The following is a 14129-nucleotide window of genomic DNA, read 5'->3' as shown; positions in this document are numbered from 1 at the left end:
ACGAGCCACAACCCTGAGCCCCGCCCGCGACGGCGCCTGCCGCCTCGGACGCCGAGCCCGGACGGGGCCGGCCCGGGACCCGCGTCCCGGGGAAGCGGCCCGCCCGCTAGTGCGCGCCCTGCGCCGTGTGCAGCAGCACGTCGCACAGGGCGTCGGCGGCGTCCACCCGGCCCAGCTTGCCCGCGGCCTGCCCCATCGCCTGCCGCAGCTCCGGATCCGCCAGCAGCGGCATCAGCTCGGCCAGCAGCTGCTCGGCCACCGGACGCGGCTCCAGCAGCGCCCGCGCAGCGCCCGCCGAGACCAGGTAGGAGGCGTTCTTGCGCTGCTCGTCACCACCCGTCGGGATCAGCGGGATCAGCACGGAGGGCTTGCCGATGGCGGTGAGCTCCGACACCGTCCCGGCCCCGCTGCGCGCGATCACCACGTCGGCCGCCGCGAACAGATCCGCCAGCTCGGCCCCGACGTAGGGCACCGGGTGGTAGCGGTCGGCCAGGTCGGGGGGCAGGGGCACGGCCCGCATCTGCTCGATCCAGGCGGGCCCGCACTGGTGCACGATCTGCGCGTGCGGCAGCAGCCGCGGCAGGACCTCGGCGATCAGCGTGTTGATCTGCTTGCTGCCCTGCGCACCGCCCGTCACGTAGATCAGCGGCACCTCGAACGTCAGCCCGAACAGGTCGTACGCCGCCGCCCTGTTGCCCTGCAGCAGCTCGGGCCTGATCGGGTTGCCCGTCACCACCGCCTTGCTCCTGGCGGAGGCGGGCAGGTATTCCAGCGACGACTCGTGCGACAGGGCGATCCTGGTCGCCAGCCTGGCCAGGATCCGGTTGGCCAGGCCGACCACGGTCGTCTGCTCGTGCATCACCAGCGGGCGGCGGATCAGCTTGGCCGCCACCCCGATGGGCACCGCGACGTAGCCTCCGGTCGACAGGACCACGTCGGGCAGGTAGCGGGCGGCGTGCCCGACCGCCTGGAAGACGCCGATCGGGATGCGGAACACGTCGGCGATGTTGGTGCCCAGCTCCTTGATGTTCGGGCGGCGACGCAGCTTTCCCGTCGTGATCGCCTTGAACGGGATGCCGTGCTCGGCCGTGATCCTGGCTTCGAGGCCGTTGGCCGTGCCCACCCAGAGCACGTCGTGCGGCACCTGACGTCGCTGAACGGCCGACAGGGTCGTCAGGGCAGGATAGGTGTGACCGCCGGTGCCGCCGCCGGTGATCAACAGTCGCAGGGTTCGTGACATGCGATCAGAGTATGGCCGCGCAGCGGAAACCGGTGTGCCCGGTCGAGGAGTCCGGCGTGTTCGAGGTGCGGGCGGCCACGCGGTAGCGGTTGCAGTAGGAGTCGTGGCACATGTAGGAGCCGCCGCGGATCACCTTCGCCGTGCCCTCCCCGGGCCCGGCGGGATTGTCGGCGTACGGCTCCCAGGTCGTGCCCCACCAGTCGGCCGTCCACTCCCAGACGTTGCCCGCCACGTTGTAGAGCCCGTAGCCGTTCGGCTGGAACGACTTCACCGGCATCGTGCCCCTGCTCGGCGAGGTCGGGAAGCGGCCCTGGAAGATGTTGCAGCGCTGGCGGCCCTTGGGCGCCAGCTCGTCGCCCCACGCGTACCGGGCCTGGACGAGCCCGCCGCGGGCGGCCATCTCCCATTCCGCCTCGGTGGGCAGCCGCTTGCCCGCCCAGGCGGCGTACGCGACGGCGTCGTTCCACGACACGTGCACGACGGGATGATTCTGCCGGTCGCCGGACGACGATCCCGGGCCCTCGGGGGAGCGCCACGTGGCCCCTTCGACCCCCGCCCACCAGGGCGCGCCCGGCACGCTCGCGTCCATCACCCCGGCCTTGGTGAACTGGTGGAACACGAACGACCAGCCGATCCGCTCGGCCTCGGTGACGTAGCCGGTCTCCTTCACGAACGTCGCGAACTGCGCGTTCGTCACGCACGTCGGATCGATCATGAACGGGTCGAGCCGCACCTCCCGCACGGGCCCCTCACCGTCCTCGGGGCGGCCGTCGGGGTCGTCGCCGCCCATGAGGAACGTGCCCCCGGGAATGCGGACCATCCCGCGCGGCACCGCCCGCCGCCCACCGGCCCCGGCGGCACTCCCCGCAGCGCTCCCGGGACCACTTCGGGCGGCACTTCCGGGCCCACTTCCGGGCCCACTTCCGGCGGCACTTCCGGCGGCGCCGGAAGGGATCCCGGCGGGCTCCAGGATCGGGCCGGCACCGGCTTCCCTGCTCGGACCACAGCAAGCGCTCAAAGATCCCCCCAAAGTGTCACGACACCAAGGAAGGGTAGTCCCTGGTACATGCCCACGATCACGCGGCTGCCCCGGGTGACGACCGCGCAGAGTCTGGCGCTGGCCTCCACACTCGCACTCCCGGCGCTCGCGCAGGGCGTCATCGTGCGCCGCCCGCTGGGCGTGCGCCTGGCCGCCGTCACCGGCGCCGACGACCGGGCGATCAGGCTGCTCACGCGGCTGCGGGCCGAGCACGGCGACGGCCCCCTCCTGGTACGCCTTCCCAGACGCGGCTGGGCGGTGCTGCCGCTGGCCGCGCGGGACGTGCGCGCGGTCCTGGACGACCGGGCGTTCACCCCGGCGAACAAGGAGAAGCGCGGCGCGCTCGGCCACTTCGAGCCCGACGCCGTGCTCATCACCCCGGAACAGGAGCTGCGCGACCGGCGCCGCGCGCTGAACGAGCAGGTGGTGCGCACCGGCTTCGAGCCCTTCACCCGGGTCGTGGAGGAGGAGAGCGCCACCCTGCCCCGCGACGGGGTGCTGACCTGGCCGCGCTTCCACGCCGCCCACTGGCGGATCGTGCGCCGCATCGTGCTGGGCGACGGCGCCCGCGACGACGTGCGGCTCACCAGGCAGCTCGACCGGCTGCGCCGTGACGCCAACTGGTCCTACCTGGTCGGCCGCCGTACCGACGTCCACAACGCCTTCAAGCGCCGGCTGGCCGGGCACCTGGCGCGGGCCGAGCCCGGCAGCCTGGCCGCCGTCCTCGCGCGCACCCACGCGGCGGCGGACGTGCACCCCGAAGGGCAGGTGCCGCACTGGCTGTTCGCCTACGACGCCGCCGCCATCGCCGCCTGGCGGGCGCTCGCGCTGCTCGCCGCGCACCCGGGGCCGCTCGACCACGCCCGGCTGCGGGCCGCGGTCCTGGAGTCGGTCCGGCTCTGGCCCACGACGCTGGCCATCCTGCGCGACACCACCGGCCCCACCGCGTGGGACGTCCCCGAGGGCACGGTGGTGGTGATCTACAGCCCGTACGTGAACCGGGCGGAGCCGGGCCACGGCTACCGGCCCGAGCTGTGGCGGGAGGGCGGGTCCGGCGGCTCCGGCGGCGAGGGGACCTGGGCCGGCGTGCCGTTCAGCGCCGGGTTCGCCCGCTGCCCCGGAGAGGACCTCGTCCTGTTCACCGCGACCACGCTGCTCGGCGCTCTCCTGCGTGGCCGCTCAGTCGAAGCCTCCGTGAGCTTGGCGGATCCGCTGCCGGCCACGCTCGACCACTTCCGGCTCAGTTTCACGATAAAAGCCGCAGAACGGTAGCGTTTTCCCATGCGACTCGGCGTGCTGGACATCGGCTCGAACACCGTCCATTTACTCGTCGTCGACGCCCACCGGGGCGCCCGGCCCATGCCCGCCTACTCCCACAAGGTGGACCTCCGCCTCACGCAGTACCTCGACGAGCACAACAGGCTGGCCGACGAGGGGATCGAGCGGCTCGGCGCGTTCGTCGAGGAGGCGGTCCACCTGGCGGAGGACAAGGGGGTGGAGGACCTGCTGGCCTTCGCCACCTCCGCCGTGCGCGAGGCGGCCAACGGCGAGCAGGTGCTCGCGCAGATCGACGACCGCTGCGGGGTCCACATCGAGGTGCTGTCCGGGCGCGACGAGGCCAGGCTGACGTTCCTCGCCGTGCGCAGGTGGTTCGGCTGGTCGTCGGGGCGGCTGCTGGCCTTCGACATAGGGGGCGGCTCGCTGGAGATCGCCGCGGGGGTGGACGAGGAGCCCGACGTGGCCGTCTCGCTGCCGCTGGGCGCGGGCCGGCTGACCCGCGACTGGTTCACCGGCGACCCGCCGTCCGCGGACGAGGTGCGCAAGCTGCGCAAACACGTACGCGCCGAGATCGCGCGCACGGTCGGCGGCGTCGTCAGGTTCGGCGAGCCCAACCGGGCGGTGGCCACCTCCAAGACCTTCAAGCAGCTGGCCAGGATCGCCGGGGCCGCGCCCTCCAGCGACGGCGAGTACGTCTCCCGCTCGCTGTCGAGGCAGGACATGGCCGACTGGGCGATCAAGCTGACCACGATGGGCTCGCAGGAGCGGGCCGAGCTCTCCGGCGTCTCCGAGGGGCGGGCGGCCCAGCTCGCGGCCGGGGCACTGGTCGCCGACGCGGCCATGGACCTGTTCGAGGTGCACCGGCTGGAGGTGTGCCCGTGGGCGCTGCGCGAGGGAGTGATACTGCGCAGGCTGGACGTCCTGCCCGGACGGCTCGATCAGTCCTCAACCTCAGCAGAGTAAGTTGATATATCCCCAAAAAAACGCATGAACCGCTGGTCCTGGGGCATCTTTCGCCAAATGTTGGCTGTGCTGGGCATCATCGGCTCCCTTGTGGTCATCGTCGTCCTCGTCCTCCTGGCCGTGCTTCTCATCTCCGTGGCCGTGCTGGTGGCGCTCGCCGTGCTGGCCGGATCGATGGCCGACTGGCGGGCGGCATGGCGGCGGCTGACGTACAGGCAGCGGCCGCTCACTCTGAAACTGAGCGGGAGCACCGTGCCCAAGCGGCGGCGCGCGGCGCTGAGCGGAAGCACGCCCCGGCTGCGCCGCCGCTTCCGGCTCGGCGGCGCGCCGCCGGGCGAGCGGCGGCCCGGGGGCGCGGAGCCGCATCGCGCGAGAATCCGCGAGCCCCGGCTGGTGGCACGACGCTCGAACCACTGAGCGAGCCGGGGGCCGTGTCCCCGGCGACAGGGCCGGGGACACGGCCTGGAACGCACGGCCCCGACACACGGCCTTGGAACACACTGCCCGGGACACACTGCCCGGGACACACGGCCCGGGACACACGGCCCGGGACACACGGCCCGGGACACACGGCCGGGGCCCCTGCGACGGTGTCGCAGGGGCCCCGGTTCGCCTTTCGGGCCGCCCGTGGGAGAGCCGAGCCGTTTCCAGGCCGCGTGGCGCGGACCCGGGGGCCCGGCCTCAGGTCGTCATGAGATGCGGGCCGGCTGCGCCTGGCGCGTATCGCAGCCGTTTCTCCAGACAGACCACCGCCCCGTTCTCGCGTCGATTGGTGAAGCGGATGTCGTCGGCGAGCGCGCGCATGATCTGCAGTCCGCGGCCGTGCTCGGCCCCGGGCTCCGGCTCGTGCACCTTGCGGGGGTCGAAGCCGCCCCCTGTGTCGATCACCTTGATGATGCACAGGTGATCGTAGACGGCGGCGGTGACGGTGTACTCGTCGCTCGGCGCCGCATGCCTGATGACGTTGGAACACGCCTCGGAGAGCATGAGCTCGATGTCGTCGCGGACCTGTGGCTCGACGCCGAGCGACCGCAGCGTGCCGTCCAGCATCTGCCTGATCAGCGGGACGCTCGCCGCATCCCTGGGCAGTCGGAGCGCTATCGTGGCCTCCACTTGCCTCCTCCTGGTTCCGGATGCGTGCCGAAGCTTCTGCCCACGATCCGGCGGTCCAATCGCGCACGACCGGGGCGGCCGGCTCCCGGAGCGGCCCGGCCCGGGCGCCGCTACGGCTCCAGCAGCCGCAGGGCCACCTCCATGGTGGCCTTGCTGATCTCCTCCTCGGTGAGGTCGCCCTGCTGCGTCAGCCACTTGCCCGCGTGCAGCGCGAACAGGGCCAGCGAGTGGCTGATGCGCTCGGTCGGAGTGGCGTCCGGCGGGCTCATCTCGCTCGTGAGCGCCAGCATGGTCTCGCGCATCCGGCTGATGTTCGGATGGTCGCGCAGCGCGGTCTGGTTGCGCTCCAGGAATCTGGTGACCTCCAGGTAGCGGGCCTGCTTGAGCCGCTCGGCGTAGCGTTCGAGCAGCTCGCGCCGCATCTCCGGGGTCTTGGGGCTGCTCCTGGCCCACTGGAGCAGCTCTTCGAGCTCGGCGACCCGGAGGTCGGCGAGGCTCGCCACGATGTCGTCCTTGGTCTTGAAGTGGTAGTAAAGGGCGGCCTTCGTCACGCCGAGCTCCTCCGCGATCTCTCGCAGCGAGGTCGCCTCGTAGCCCTGCTCCGTGAAGAGCCTCAGCGCGATCTCCTGGATCCGGGCCCGCGTGTCTTCCCGCACTCTGCACCAATTTCGACTTGACGGCCGACAAGTAAGTACTTAGCTTATTCTATGCTTGCCGGTCGGCAAGTAAGCAAGATCTGAACCATGGGGGTGCGTGGTGGCGGAGGCAGTCGGGCGGCGCCGCGAAGTAATGATCATCTTACCGGGGCTGCTGCTGGCGATGGCGCTGGCGATGCTGGACAACATGATCGTGGGCACGGCCATGCCGCGCATCCTGGTCGAGTTCGGCGGCCTGGCGCACATGTCGTGGGTCGTCACGGCGTACGTTCTGGGCACCACCGTCTCGACCCCGATCTGGGGCAAGATCGGCGACCTGTACGGCCGCAAGAGCATCTTCATCATCTCGATCGTGATCTTCATGATCGGCTCGGCGCTCTGCGGCATGGCGGGTTCGGCGATGCTCGGGGGGCCGGAGAACGGCATGGCCCAGCTGATCGCGTTCCGTGCCGTGCAGGGGCTCGGCGCGGGCGGCCTGATGGTCAACGTGATGGCGATCATCGGCGACCTGGTGCCGCCCCGCGAGCGCGGCCAGTACCAGGGCATCATGGCCGGCGTCATGTCGCTGACGATGATCGCGGGCCCGCTGGTCGGCGGGTTCATCACCGACAACCTGGACTGGCGCTGGGCCTTCTACGTGAACCTGCCGGTCGGCGCGATCGCGCTCGTCCTGCTGGTGCTGAAGCTGCACCTGCCGCCGCTGAGCCACTCCGGCAGGGTGCGCATCGACTGGCCGGGGGCCGTTCTGCTGTCGATCAGCATCACCTCGATGGTGCTCATCACGACGTGGGGCGGGAACGACTACGCGTGGGGCTCCTGGCAGATCCTCGGCCTGGCCGCGCTGGCGGTGGTCACGCTGGCCTGGTTCATCCAGGTCGAGCGCAAGGCGGCCGAGCCGATCATGCCGCTGCAGCTCTTCCGCAACCGCAACTTCACGCTGATCTCGGCGATCGGGTTCCTGCTCGGCTTCGCGATGTTCGGCGCGATCAACTTCCTGCCGGTCTTCCAGCAGCTCGTGCAGGGCGCCACGGCCACCAACTCGGGCCTGCTGCTGCTGCCGATGATGGCCGCCGCCATGGTCGTGTCGCTGTTCGTGGGCCGGGCCATCACCAGCACGGGCAAGTACAAGATCTATCCGGTGATCGGCGGCGTCGGGATGGCCGTCGGCATGTGGCTGCTGTCCACGATGGACGTCAGCACCCCCGCCTGGCTGACCGGCGTCTACATCGCGGTGCTGGGGCTCGGCATGGGCTTCCTCATGCAGACCACGATGCTGATCGCCCAGAACAGCGTCGAGCAGCGCGACCTCGGCGTGGCCAGCAGCGCGAGCACGTTCTTCAGGTCGATCGGCGGCTCGTTCGGCGTGTCGCTGTTCGGGGCCGTCTTCAACAACCAGTTCCTGTCGGAGCTGACCGCCAGGTTCGGCCCGGAGGCGGCGGAGAAGCTGGCCAAGGGCGGCGCCAGGATGGACGCCTCGGCGCTCGGCCAGATGCCGGCCCAGCAGCGCACGGGGCTGCTGGAGTCGCTGGCGACCTCGCTGTCCGGCGTCTTCTGGTGGGCGATCCTGTTCGCGGTGGTCGTGCCGGTGCTGGCGGCCTTCGTCAAGGAGATCCCGCTGCGCGGCGGGGCCCCGGCGGACGGCCCGGACGGTCAGGACGGCCCGGACATCCAGGACACCCAGGACGGCCCGGACGGCCCGGAGAAGGAGCGCGTCACACCGGCGGCAGGCTGAACAGCCGGTCGAGCGCGGTGATCTTCAGCAGCGTGCGCAGATAGGGCGTCAACGCCACCACGTGAACCACGGCGTTGGCGCCCTCGGCCTGCTGGTGGAGGCGGACGAGGGCGGCCAGGCCGGAGGAGTCGATGAAGCTGAGCGCGGACAGGTCGACGTCGAGCCGGCGGTAGCCGTCGGCGAAACTGAGTCCGGCCAGCTGCTCGGCCGTGTCGTAATCGAGATCGCCGCTGAGCGCGAGCGCGACCGTGGTCGCGTCGGGCGTGGCGATCTCGATGTGCAGCGGCGTCCTGTCGAGCACGCGTCCAGCTTAGCCACCCCAGCCCGGCAGCGCCGGGGCTGGGGTGGCATCAGTGGGCGAACCGGGCGATTCCCGGACGCTCGGCGGCAGGTGGGGGCGCGGAAAATGGGAGGCGCCGAGAGGCTCGTTTGTGGACAATCCTCACCATGCACAGCATCTCCCGGCCGCGCGTGGAAGACGCCGAGACCATCTTCGAGCTCGTCTCCGCCTACGGCACCTCGGTGCTCGGAGCGCCGGACATGACGCTAGAGGACGTCCAGGACGAGCTGGCCGAGCCTGACTTCGACCTCGGCGCGGACGGCTGGCTGGCCTACGACGCCGGCGGCCGGCTCGACGCCTCGGCGTGGGCGTGCAGCAACGGCGACAGCGACCTCGTGGACGTCGAGGTGATCGTCCGCCCCGGCGTCGAGGGCCTGGCGGAGAAGCTGTGGCCGATGGTGCTCGGCCGGGCCCGCGAGCTGGGCGCCGCGCGCGGCCACGACGCCGTCACCGCGCATGTCGGCATCTACCGCGCCGACCAGGCCAAGCAGGCGCTGGCCGGGGAGCTCGGCTTCGAGCCCGGCACCGGCTTCCACCGCATGCGGATCGACCACGAGGGGCCGGTGCCCGAGCCCGGCCGGCCGGCCGGGCTCACGCTGCGGACCGGCGAGAGCGAGGAGGCCCGGCGCGCGGCGCACCGCGTGCACCAGGAGGGCTTCGCCGAGCACTTCGGCTTCGTGCCGATCGACTACGACCTGTGGTACGCGCGCAGGCAGGCGCAGAGCTCGACCGACTGGAGCCAGCTCACGCTCGCCGAGCTCGACGGCCGCCCGGCGGGGCTGCTCATCGGCAACAACCAGTTCGTGCCCGACCAGGACTGCGGTTACGTGGCCACGCTGGCGGTGCTGCCCGAGTTCAGGGGGAGAGGGCTCGGCCGGTTCCTGCTGCGCCACGCCTTCGCCGCCGACGCCGCCCGCGGCCGCAAGGGCACGATCCTGCACGTCGACTCCAACAACACGACTCCGGCGCTGGGGCTCTACGAGTCGGCGGGGATGCGCCGGGTCATGGTGATCGACGTCTGGCGCCGCCGGCTCTGATCCCGCGCGTCAGACCAGCGCGTCAGACGCGGTGCCTGGACAGGTGCTCCAGCACCGACTGGTTGGCCTCCCACCCGTCGGGGAACTTCACCGGCACCCCCAGCTGCACCGGCTCGGCCGACGGATGGGCGTCCAGGAGCTCGGCGATGCCCGCCCTGGCCACCACCACGCACGCGTGCCGGTGCCGCGAGGCCAGCACGCACAGCCGTCCCGACTCCAGGTGGAAGGCCGTGGCGTCGCGCCGGCCCGACAGCGGGTGCAGCACGAACGTGACGTCGTACTCGCGGCCCTGCAGCCGGTTCGCGGTGTCCACGGTGATCTCCGGCGGCAGTCCCGCGTTCCTGATCGCGGCCACCTGGTCCCGGTGCGCCGCGCCGACCGCGATCCGGTCCGCCGTCACCGGCCGCTCGCCCTGCTCCGAGGTCGCCAGGGCGCCGCGTTGCAGCAGGCGGGCCGCCAGCAGGGCCACCGCCTGCACGGCCTCCCCGTCGGTACGGACGGTGTGCCGGTTCGGCAGCTCCAGCAGCGCCCACCCCGACCTGGCCGCCTCCTCCAGCGCCCGGTCGTGCACCGTGCCCATGCCGCCCGTGACGAGCTCCAGCCGCCTGTCCCCGTGATCGGTGCCGGAGCGGAACCCGGTGAACGGGTAGAACGCCCGCGACACCACGGGCGCGGCCGAGGCGGGCAGCCGCCACGACACCGGCAGCCGGTGCACGGGCAGGTCCGGGTTGTGCCGCAGCAGCACCGACACGGCACTCTGCAACGGATCCCAGGACAGCCCCGACCAGCGGTCGCCGTCCACGATCGAGAACGGGTCGAGCTGCCCGGGATCGCCCACGAACAGCGCCCGCTCGAACAGCCCCGCGATCCGCAGCAGCTTGTCCGAGCGCATCTGGTACGCCTCGTCCACGATCGCCCAGGGCCACACCCGGCCGCTGATCCACGCCCATTTGTCCGCCGTGGCGATGACGACGTCCGGATCGCCCAGGTCCTGGATCCGCGTCCCGACCCGTACGCCGGGCAGCTCCAGCAGCCGCAGCGGCGGCACGTACCCGCCGGCCGACAGGCGGCCCACGGTCAGCCGCGGATGCTTGGCGGAGATCCTGCTCACCAGGTCGTCGACCTGCTCGTTGGTCTGGGCGACGATCATCAGCGGCTCGCCGGTGGCCGCGATGTGCGCGGCGGCGCGTACGACCAGGGTGGACTTGCCCGCTCCGGGCGGGGAGTCGACCACCACGCCCCGATGCCGGGGCAGGTCGGCGAGGACGTCCCTGATGACCTGCTCCGGGCTCCTGGCTTCGGCTTCGGTCAGGGCGGTCACGACCACTCCTCCTGCGCGTCCTCGTCGTCGGGCACGTACTCTTGCGGCGGCCCGCCGTGGGTCCACGGCGTGGCCTCGGAGTCGGGCAGGTTCGGCGAGCCCTGGAAGTCGTCGGTCAGCGAGGTGTAGCAGACGCGCTCGCCCACCTCGGGCACGGCACCGGGCGCCGCCGTCTTGCCCCTGCCCATGCCTTTGGTGATCTTCAGGGTGACCAGCCCCTCGCCGGCCGACACGAGCTCGGCGCCCTGGGCGCGGCGTTGCGGGGTGCCGAGGGAGGTGCCGGGCGCCAGGCGTACGGGGTCGTCGGTCTTGACCACCACCAGCGGGCGGAGCTTGCGCGAGCGGCCCTCGCCCTCGGTGTTGCCCGGGTCGGTCTCGACGACCTCGCCCGCGAACGCCTCGCCGGTCAGCCGGTACTCGGCCATGACGAGCGGGTCGTCGTAGGCGCGCTGCACGTCGTAGGCGGCCTGGGCGCGTTCCATCCGGGCCAGCTTGGCCGCGGCGGTGACGGCGCCGTCGCGGCGGGCCTGCGGCGGCGCGCCCTCGGCGATGTGCGCCGCCATGGCGCTGAACGAGCCGCGGTCCTGCTCCCACCGCTGTGCCGCGCTCGGGCCCTCCTCAAGGCCCGCGAGCAGGTCGGCGGCCTGCCACATGAGCCGCCACGTGGGCTCGAGCTGCGTGCGCAGCGCCTCGGTGATGCGCTCGGGCGACTCGCTCTCGATCGCGGGCGCGAGCACCTCGGCGTCGAACCCCGGATCGGTCGCGGGCCCCGCGGGCGGCCAGATCAGCGGGTCCTCGGCGTCGTCGCCCGGCCCCGTCGTGATCCAGCCGAGCAGCGCGGCCAGGTTGGCGTCCTCCAGCGAGCTCTGCCCGCTGGCCCAGTGCCGGCCCAGCTCCTCGGTCGCCGACAGCAGCAGCGACGAGCCGGGGTAGGCGGCCCGTTCGGCGAGATAGGTCAGCCACCGCCCCAGCAGCGGCACCGACTCGGGCACCGGATAGGGGCCGTCGGCCCGGCGAAAACGCGTCGAGCGGCCGAGCAGCCTGGTGAAGGCCACGCCGGCCGGGTTCGGCACGAGGAGCTGCGGCGCGTCCAGCGTCCGCTCGTAGGGGTCGGAGTTCTTCCGCTCCACCGTCTCGGTGTCGGCCAGGAACCCCTCCAGGTACGGCAGCAGCACCCCGGCCAGCTCGGCGGCCCAGGCGAAGCGCAGGTCGCGGTTGCGCGGCTGGGTCACCACGAGCAGCCGCGGGCGCTCCCTGTCGGTGCCGAGCATCGCGGCCAGCGGCGCCGCGGCCTCGCCGGACAGCTTGAGCGGGATGAACATCATCGGCCGGTCCGCCAGATGGCAGTGCCGGACGGTCGCGACGGGCTGCGCGCGGCCCTCCTGCAGGGCCCGCAGCCGCGCGAGCGAGGTCAGCAGGCTCACGTCGGGCACTCCCCGCGCGGGGCGTTCGGCATCAGCGGGCTCAATTCAGGCACTCCCTGCGCAGGCGTTCGGCGTTGCGGAGCAGCCGGGCGATCTCCTCCTGCCCCTCGGCGGGGTCGCGGGCACCGTCAGCCAGGCCGAGCGCCTCCGCCACCGAGGCCACCCCGCCCAGCTCGTCGCGCACGTTGCGGCCCAGCAGGTCGGACGCGCCCTCCTGGCGGGCCTCGTCGCGGCAGAAGAAGCACATGTCGCACGCCGACAGGCAGTCGGGCGCGTAGCGGGCCGTCGCCCTGCGCAGCGCGTCGGCCAGCTCGGCGACGGGCCTGGTCGGCCGGCCGTCCTCGCCGGGCCGCAGGTCGAAGGTGAGATCGTCGGGCAGCTCCGCGAGCAGCCGGTCGAGCGTGGTCATCCTGGTGAGCTGGCGCCGCAGCACGGCGAGCTGCTTGCGCACGTCGACCAGGGTCGCGACCGGGCGGTTGGCGAAGTTCTCCGGGCAGACGAGGACCACGTCGTGCGAGACCTTCAGCGGGTCGTGGCCCAGCTCCTCCAGCAGGCCGCGCAGCGCGAGCACGTACACCGCCGCCTGCCGGGCCGCCGCGGCCACCGCCGCGGGGTCGGCCTGCCCGTCGATCACCGCGAAGGACTTGATCTCCACGATGTGGAAGCGGCCGCCGAGCTGGAAGGCCACCACGTCGGGCTCCAGGTACGCGGTATGGCCGGCGATCTCCAGGCTCAGCAGCGGATGGTCGTACAGGGTGCCCGAGTCCTGGCCGTCGGCCGCCGCGCGGTCGATCAGCGCCCTGGTGTGGGCGTGGCGCAGGTGGGCGCCGACGTTCTCCACGTCGTGGTAGGCCACCTCGGCGACCGGCAGGCCGAGCAGCTCGCGCAGCATCCGCAGCAGCTCCGCGCAGCCGTCGGCCTTGACCAGCGACTCGAACACGTTGCCGCGCGTGATCGCGAACGGCGACTGCCCGAACGGCGCGGGGAAGCCCAGGTGCCGGGCCGCCGCGTCCTTGTCAAGGCCGGCCCCGTCGAGCAGGGCGCGGCGGGTGCAGCCGGGGTTGGCGGCCAGCGCCGCGATGGCGCGGGCGTCATGCGGCTTCTGTGGCGTGGTGCCGCGCAACGCGTCGAGCCGGTGCACAGGGTCGCCTTCGCGCTTCAAGCCGCTCACTTCGCCTTCTCCTTCTTGATCGTGCTCAGCGTAGCGGCGCCGAACAGCCGGGCGGCGTCACCGAGCTGCGCCACGGCGCGTCCGGCCAGCTCGGCGCGGTCCCGCGTGTCGCGTTCGGCGTGCACGGCCAGCTCGGCGCGGGCCGCCTCGATCACCCGGGCGGGGTCCGGCGGCCCGAACGTGGCGTCGGTGGCGCCGGGGATGTTCCTGGCCATCCTGACCAGTAAGCGGGCCGCCCGCCCGTCGTCGCTCTCGTGCTCGGCCACCGCGATGGCGCAGGTCAGGAAGTCGACGCGAGGGCTGAGCGGGCCGACCACGCGCCGCTCGATCGGCCAGGAGCTGAGCGTCAGCAGGCCGCGGGCGGGGGAGAGGCGGTCCGTTAGCGCGGCGCACAGATAGTACGGCCGCCCGAACGGCGAGGACCTGAACGAGCGCTCCTCGTCCCTGCGCAGGCTGGTGAGCTGGCTGCTGCGGATCGTGCCGCCGAAGAACGCGTCGCTGACGGCCACGACCAGCCTCGGCTGGGCGGACGCCCCCAGGAGCCGCAGCCCCTGGTGCACCTGCTCGCGCACGGTGACCAGGCGCGGCGGCTCGGGCTTGGGCCTGGCCGGCTCGCCGCTCACCAGGGCGTCCCAGGCGCGCTCGGCCGAGCGCAGCTCGGCGCGCAGGGTGCGGGCGGTCGCGCTGTCCCTGACCCGCATCGCCGTGCGCACCCCGGCCCGCAGCTCGTCGATCCGTCGCTCAAGATCGTCCAGCTGGTCACTCATGGCGCGAGCGTACCAACAGTCCCAGCATTTTCCAGTAATTTTCGCGAC

The 14129-nt window shown here is 72.5% G+C and carries 14 protein-coding genes; 5 read left to right on the top strand and 9 right to left on the bottom strand.

Translation table 11 applies throughout. From position 1 onward, the window contains the following. Positions 1–106: 106 nt before the first annotated feature. Complete coding sequence (locus ETD85_RS10435; protein ID WP_138689433.1) at positions 107–1240, bottom strand: UDP-N-acetylglucosamine--N-acetylmuramyl-(pentapeptide) pyrophosphoryl-undecaprenol N-acetylglucosamine transferase; 1134 nt, start codon at positions 1238–1240, stop codon at positions 107–109. 4 nt (positions 1241–1244) lie between these two features. Further along, positions 1245–2060, bottom strand: a complete 816-nt coding sequence (locus ETD85_RS10430; protein WP_138689432.1) for a formylglycine-generating enzyme family protein — start codon at positions 2058–2060, stop codon at positions 1245–1247. Between the two features lie 246 nt (positions 2061–2306). Between ETD85_RS10430 and ETD85_RS10425 the strand changes: the two genes are divergently transcribed. From ETD85_RS10425 to ETD85_RS10415, 3 genes are read left to right on the top strand one after another with little or no spacing between them, the layout of a single operon-like run. After that, complete coding sequence (locus tag ETD85_RS10425; protein WP_138689431.1) at positions 2307–3551, top strand: cytochrome P450 family protein; 1245 nt, start codon at positions 2307–2309, stop codon at positions 3549–3551. A gap of 9 nt (positions 3552–3560) precedes the next feature. Beyond that, on the top strand, positions 3561–4520 hold the full coding sequence (locus ETD85_RS10420; protein ID WP_138689430.1) for a Ppx/GppA family phosphatase: 960 nt from the start codon (positions 3561–3563) through the stop codon (positions 4518–4520). Between the two features lie 57 nt (positions 4521–4577). After that, positions 4578–4937 (top strand): hypothetical protein, encoded by a 360-nt coding sequence (locus ETD85_RS10415; RefSeq protein WP_138689429.1) that lies wholly within the window; start codon positions 4578–4580, stop codon positions 4935–4937. A 264-nt stretch (positions 4938–5201) separates the two neighbouring features. On the opposite strand, the gene ETD85_RS10410 is transcribed toward ETD85_RS10415, so the two are convergent. Together ETD85_RS10410 and ETD85_RS66745 are read right to left on the bottom strand one after the other, a co-directional pair. Beyond that, complete coding sequence (locus ETD85_RS10410) at positions 5202–5633, bottom strand: ATP-binding protein (protein ID WP_138689428.1); 432 nt, start codon at positions 5631–5633, stop codon at positions 5202–5204. Between the two features lie 110 nt (positions 5634–5743). Further along, the gene (locus ETD85_RS66745) at positions 5744–6289 is read right to left on the bottom strand and encodes a TetR/AcrR family transcriptional regulator (RefSeq protein ID WP_138689427.1); all 546 of its coding nucleotides are present in this window, start codon (positions 6287–6289) and stop codon (positions 5744–5746) included. A gap of 97 nt (positions 6290–6386) precedes the next feature. On the opposite strand from ETD85_RS66745, the gene ETD85_RS10400 reads away from it, so the two are divergent. Further along, positions 6387–8021 (top strand): MDR family MFS transporter, encoded by a 1635-nt coding sequence (locus ETD85_RS10400; RefSeq protein ID WP_338087133.1) that lies wholly within the window; start codon positions 6387–6389, stop codon positions 8019–8021. Here ETD85_RS10400 and ETD85_RS10395 read toward each other — a convergent pair. After that, positions 8002–8322, bottom strand: a complete 321-nt coding sequence (locus tag ETD85_RS10395; protein WP_138689425.1) for an STAS domain-containing protein — start codon at positions 8320–8322, stop codon at positions 8002–8004. The genes ETD85_RS10400 and ETD85_RS10395 overlap by 20 nt on opposite strands. 146 nt (positions 8323–8468) lie before the next feature. On the opposite strand from ETD85_RS10395, the gene ETD85_RS10390 reads away from it, so the two are divergent. Further along, entirely contained in the window at positions 8469–9398 is a 930-nt protein-coding gene (locus ETD85_RS10390; RefSeq protein WP_138689424.1) for a GNAT family N-acetyltransferase, read from the top strand. Between the two features lie 22 nt (positions 9399–9420). Here ETD85_RS10390 and ETD85_RS10385 read toward each other — a convergent pair whose 3' ends face one another. From ETD85_RS10385 to ETD85_RS10370, 4 genes are read right to left on the bottom strand one after another with little or no spacing between them, the layout of a single operon-like run. Further along, the gene (locus ETD85_RS10385) at positions 9421–10719 is read right to left on the bottom strand and encodes an AAA family ATPase (RefSeq protein WP_240779065.1); all 1299 of its coding nucleotides are present in this window, start codon (positions 10717–10719) and stop codon (positions 9421–9423) included. Next, on the bottom strand, positions 10716–12143 hold the full coding sequence (locus ETD85_RS10380) for a hypothetical protein (protein WP_138689423.1): 1428 nt from the start codon (positions 12141–12143) through the stop codon (positions 10716–10718). The genes ETD85_RS10385 and ETD85_RS10380 overlap by 4 nt, the downstream gene beginning before the upstream one ends. A 40-nt stretch (positions 12144–12183) precedes the next feature. Then, the gene (locus ETD85_RS10375; RefSeq protein ID WP_138689422.1) at positions 12184–13314 is read right to left on the bottom strand and encodes a hypothetical protein; all 1131 of its coding nucleotides are present in this window, start codon (positions 13312–13314) and stop codon (positions 12184–12186) included. Then, positions 13311–14081 carry a hypothetical protein gene (locus ETD85_RS10370; RefSeq protein ID WP_138689421.1) on the bottom strand — a complete coding sequence of 257 codons (771 nt, stop codon included), beginning with the start codon at positions 14079–14081 and terminating at the stop codon, positions 13311–13313. Before ETD85_RS10370 ends, ETD85_RS10375 begins: the two co-directional genes overlap by 4 nt. Positions 14082–14129: the final 48 nt, after the last annotated feature.

Origin of the sequence: Nonomuraea zeae, assembly GCF_005889725.1 — a bacterium.
In the GTDB taxonomy this organism is placed as follows: domain Bacteria; phylum Actinomycetota; class Actinomycetes; order Streptosporangiales; family Streptosporangiaceae; genus Nonomuraea; species Nonomuraea zeae.
This window is presented reverse-complemented; position numbering and strand designations above follow the sequence as displayed.

Excerpts from the sequence above, each read along its gene's own strand:
- ETD85_RS10435 (WP_138689433.1), bottom strand. The coding sequence starts at position 1,240 with ATGTCACGAACCCTGCGACTGTTGATCACCGGCGGCGGCACCGGCGGT.
- ETD85_RS10430 (WP_138689432.1), bottom strand. The coding sequence starts at position 2,060 with ATGGTCCGCATTCCCGGGGGCACGTTCCTCATGGGCGGCGACGACCCC.
- ETD85_RS10425 (WP_138689431.1), top strand. The coding sequence starts at position 2,307 with ATGCCCACGATCACGCGGCTGCCCCGGGTGACGACCGCGCAGAGTCTG.
- ETD85_RS10420 (WP_138689430.1), top strand. The coding sequence starts at position 3,561 with ATGCGACTCGGCGTGCTGGACATCGGCTCGAACACCGTCCATTTACTC.
- ETD85_RS10415 (WP_138689429.1), top strand. The coding sequence starts at position 4,578 with ATGTTGGCTGTGCTGGGCATCATCGGCTCCCTTGTGGTCATCGTCGTC.
- ETD85_RS10390 (WP_138689424.1), top strand. The coding sequence starts at position 8,469 with ATGCACAGCATCTCCCGGCCGCGCGTGGAAGACGCCGAGACCATCTTC.
- ETD85_RS10370 (WP_138689421.1), bottom strand. The coding sequence starts at position 14,081 with ATGAGTGACCAGCTGGACGATCTTGAGCGACGGATCGACGAGCTGCGG.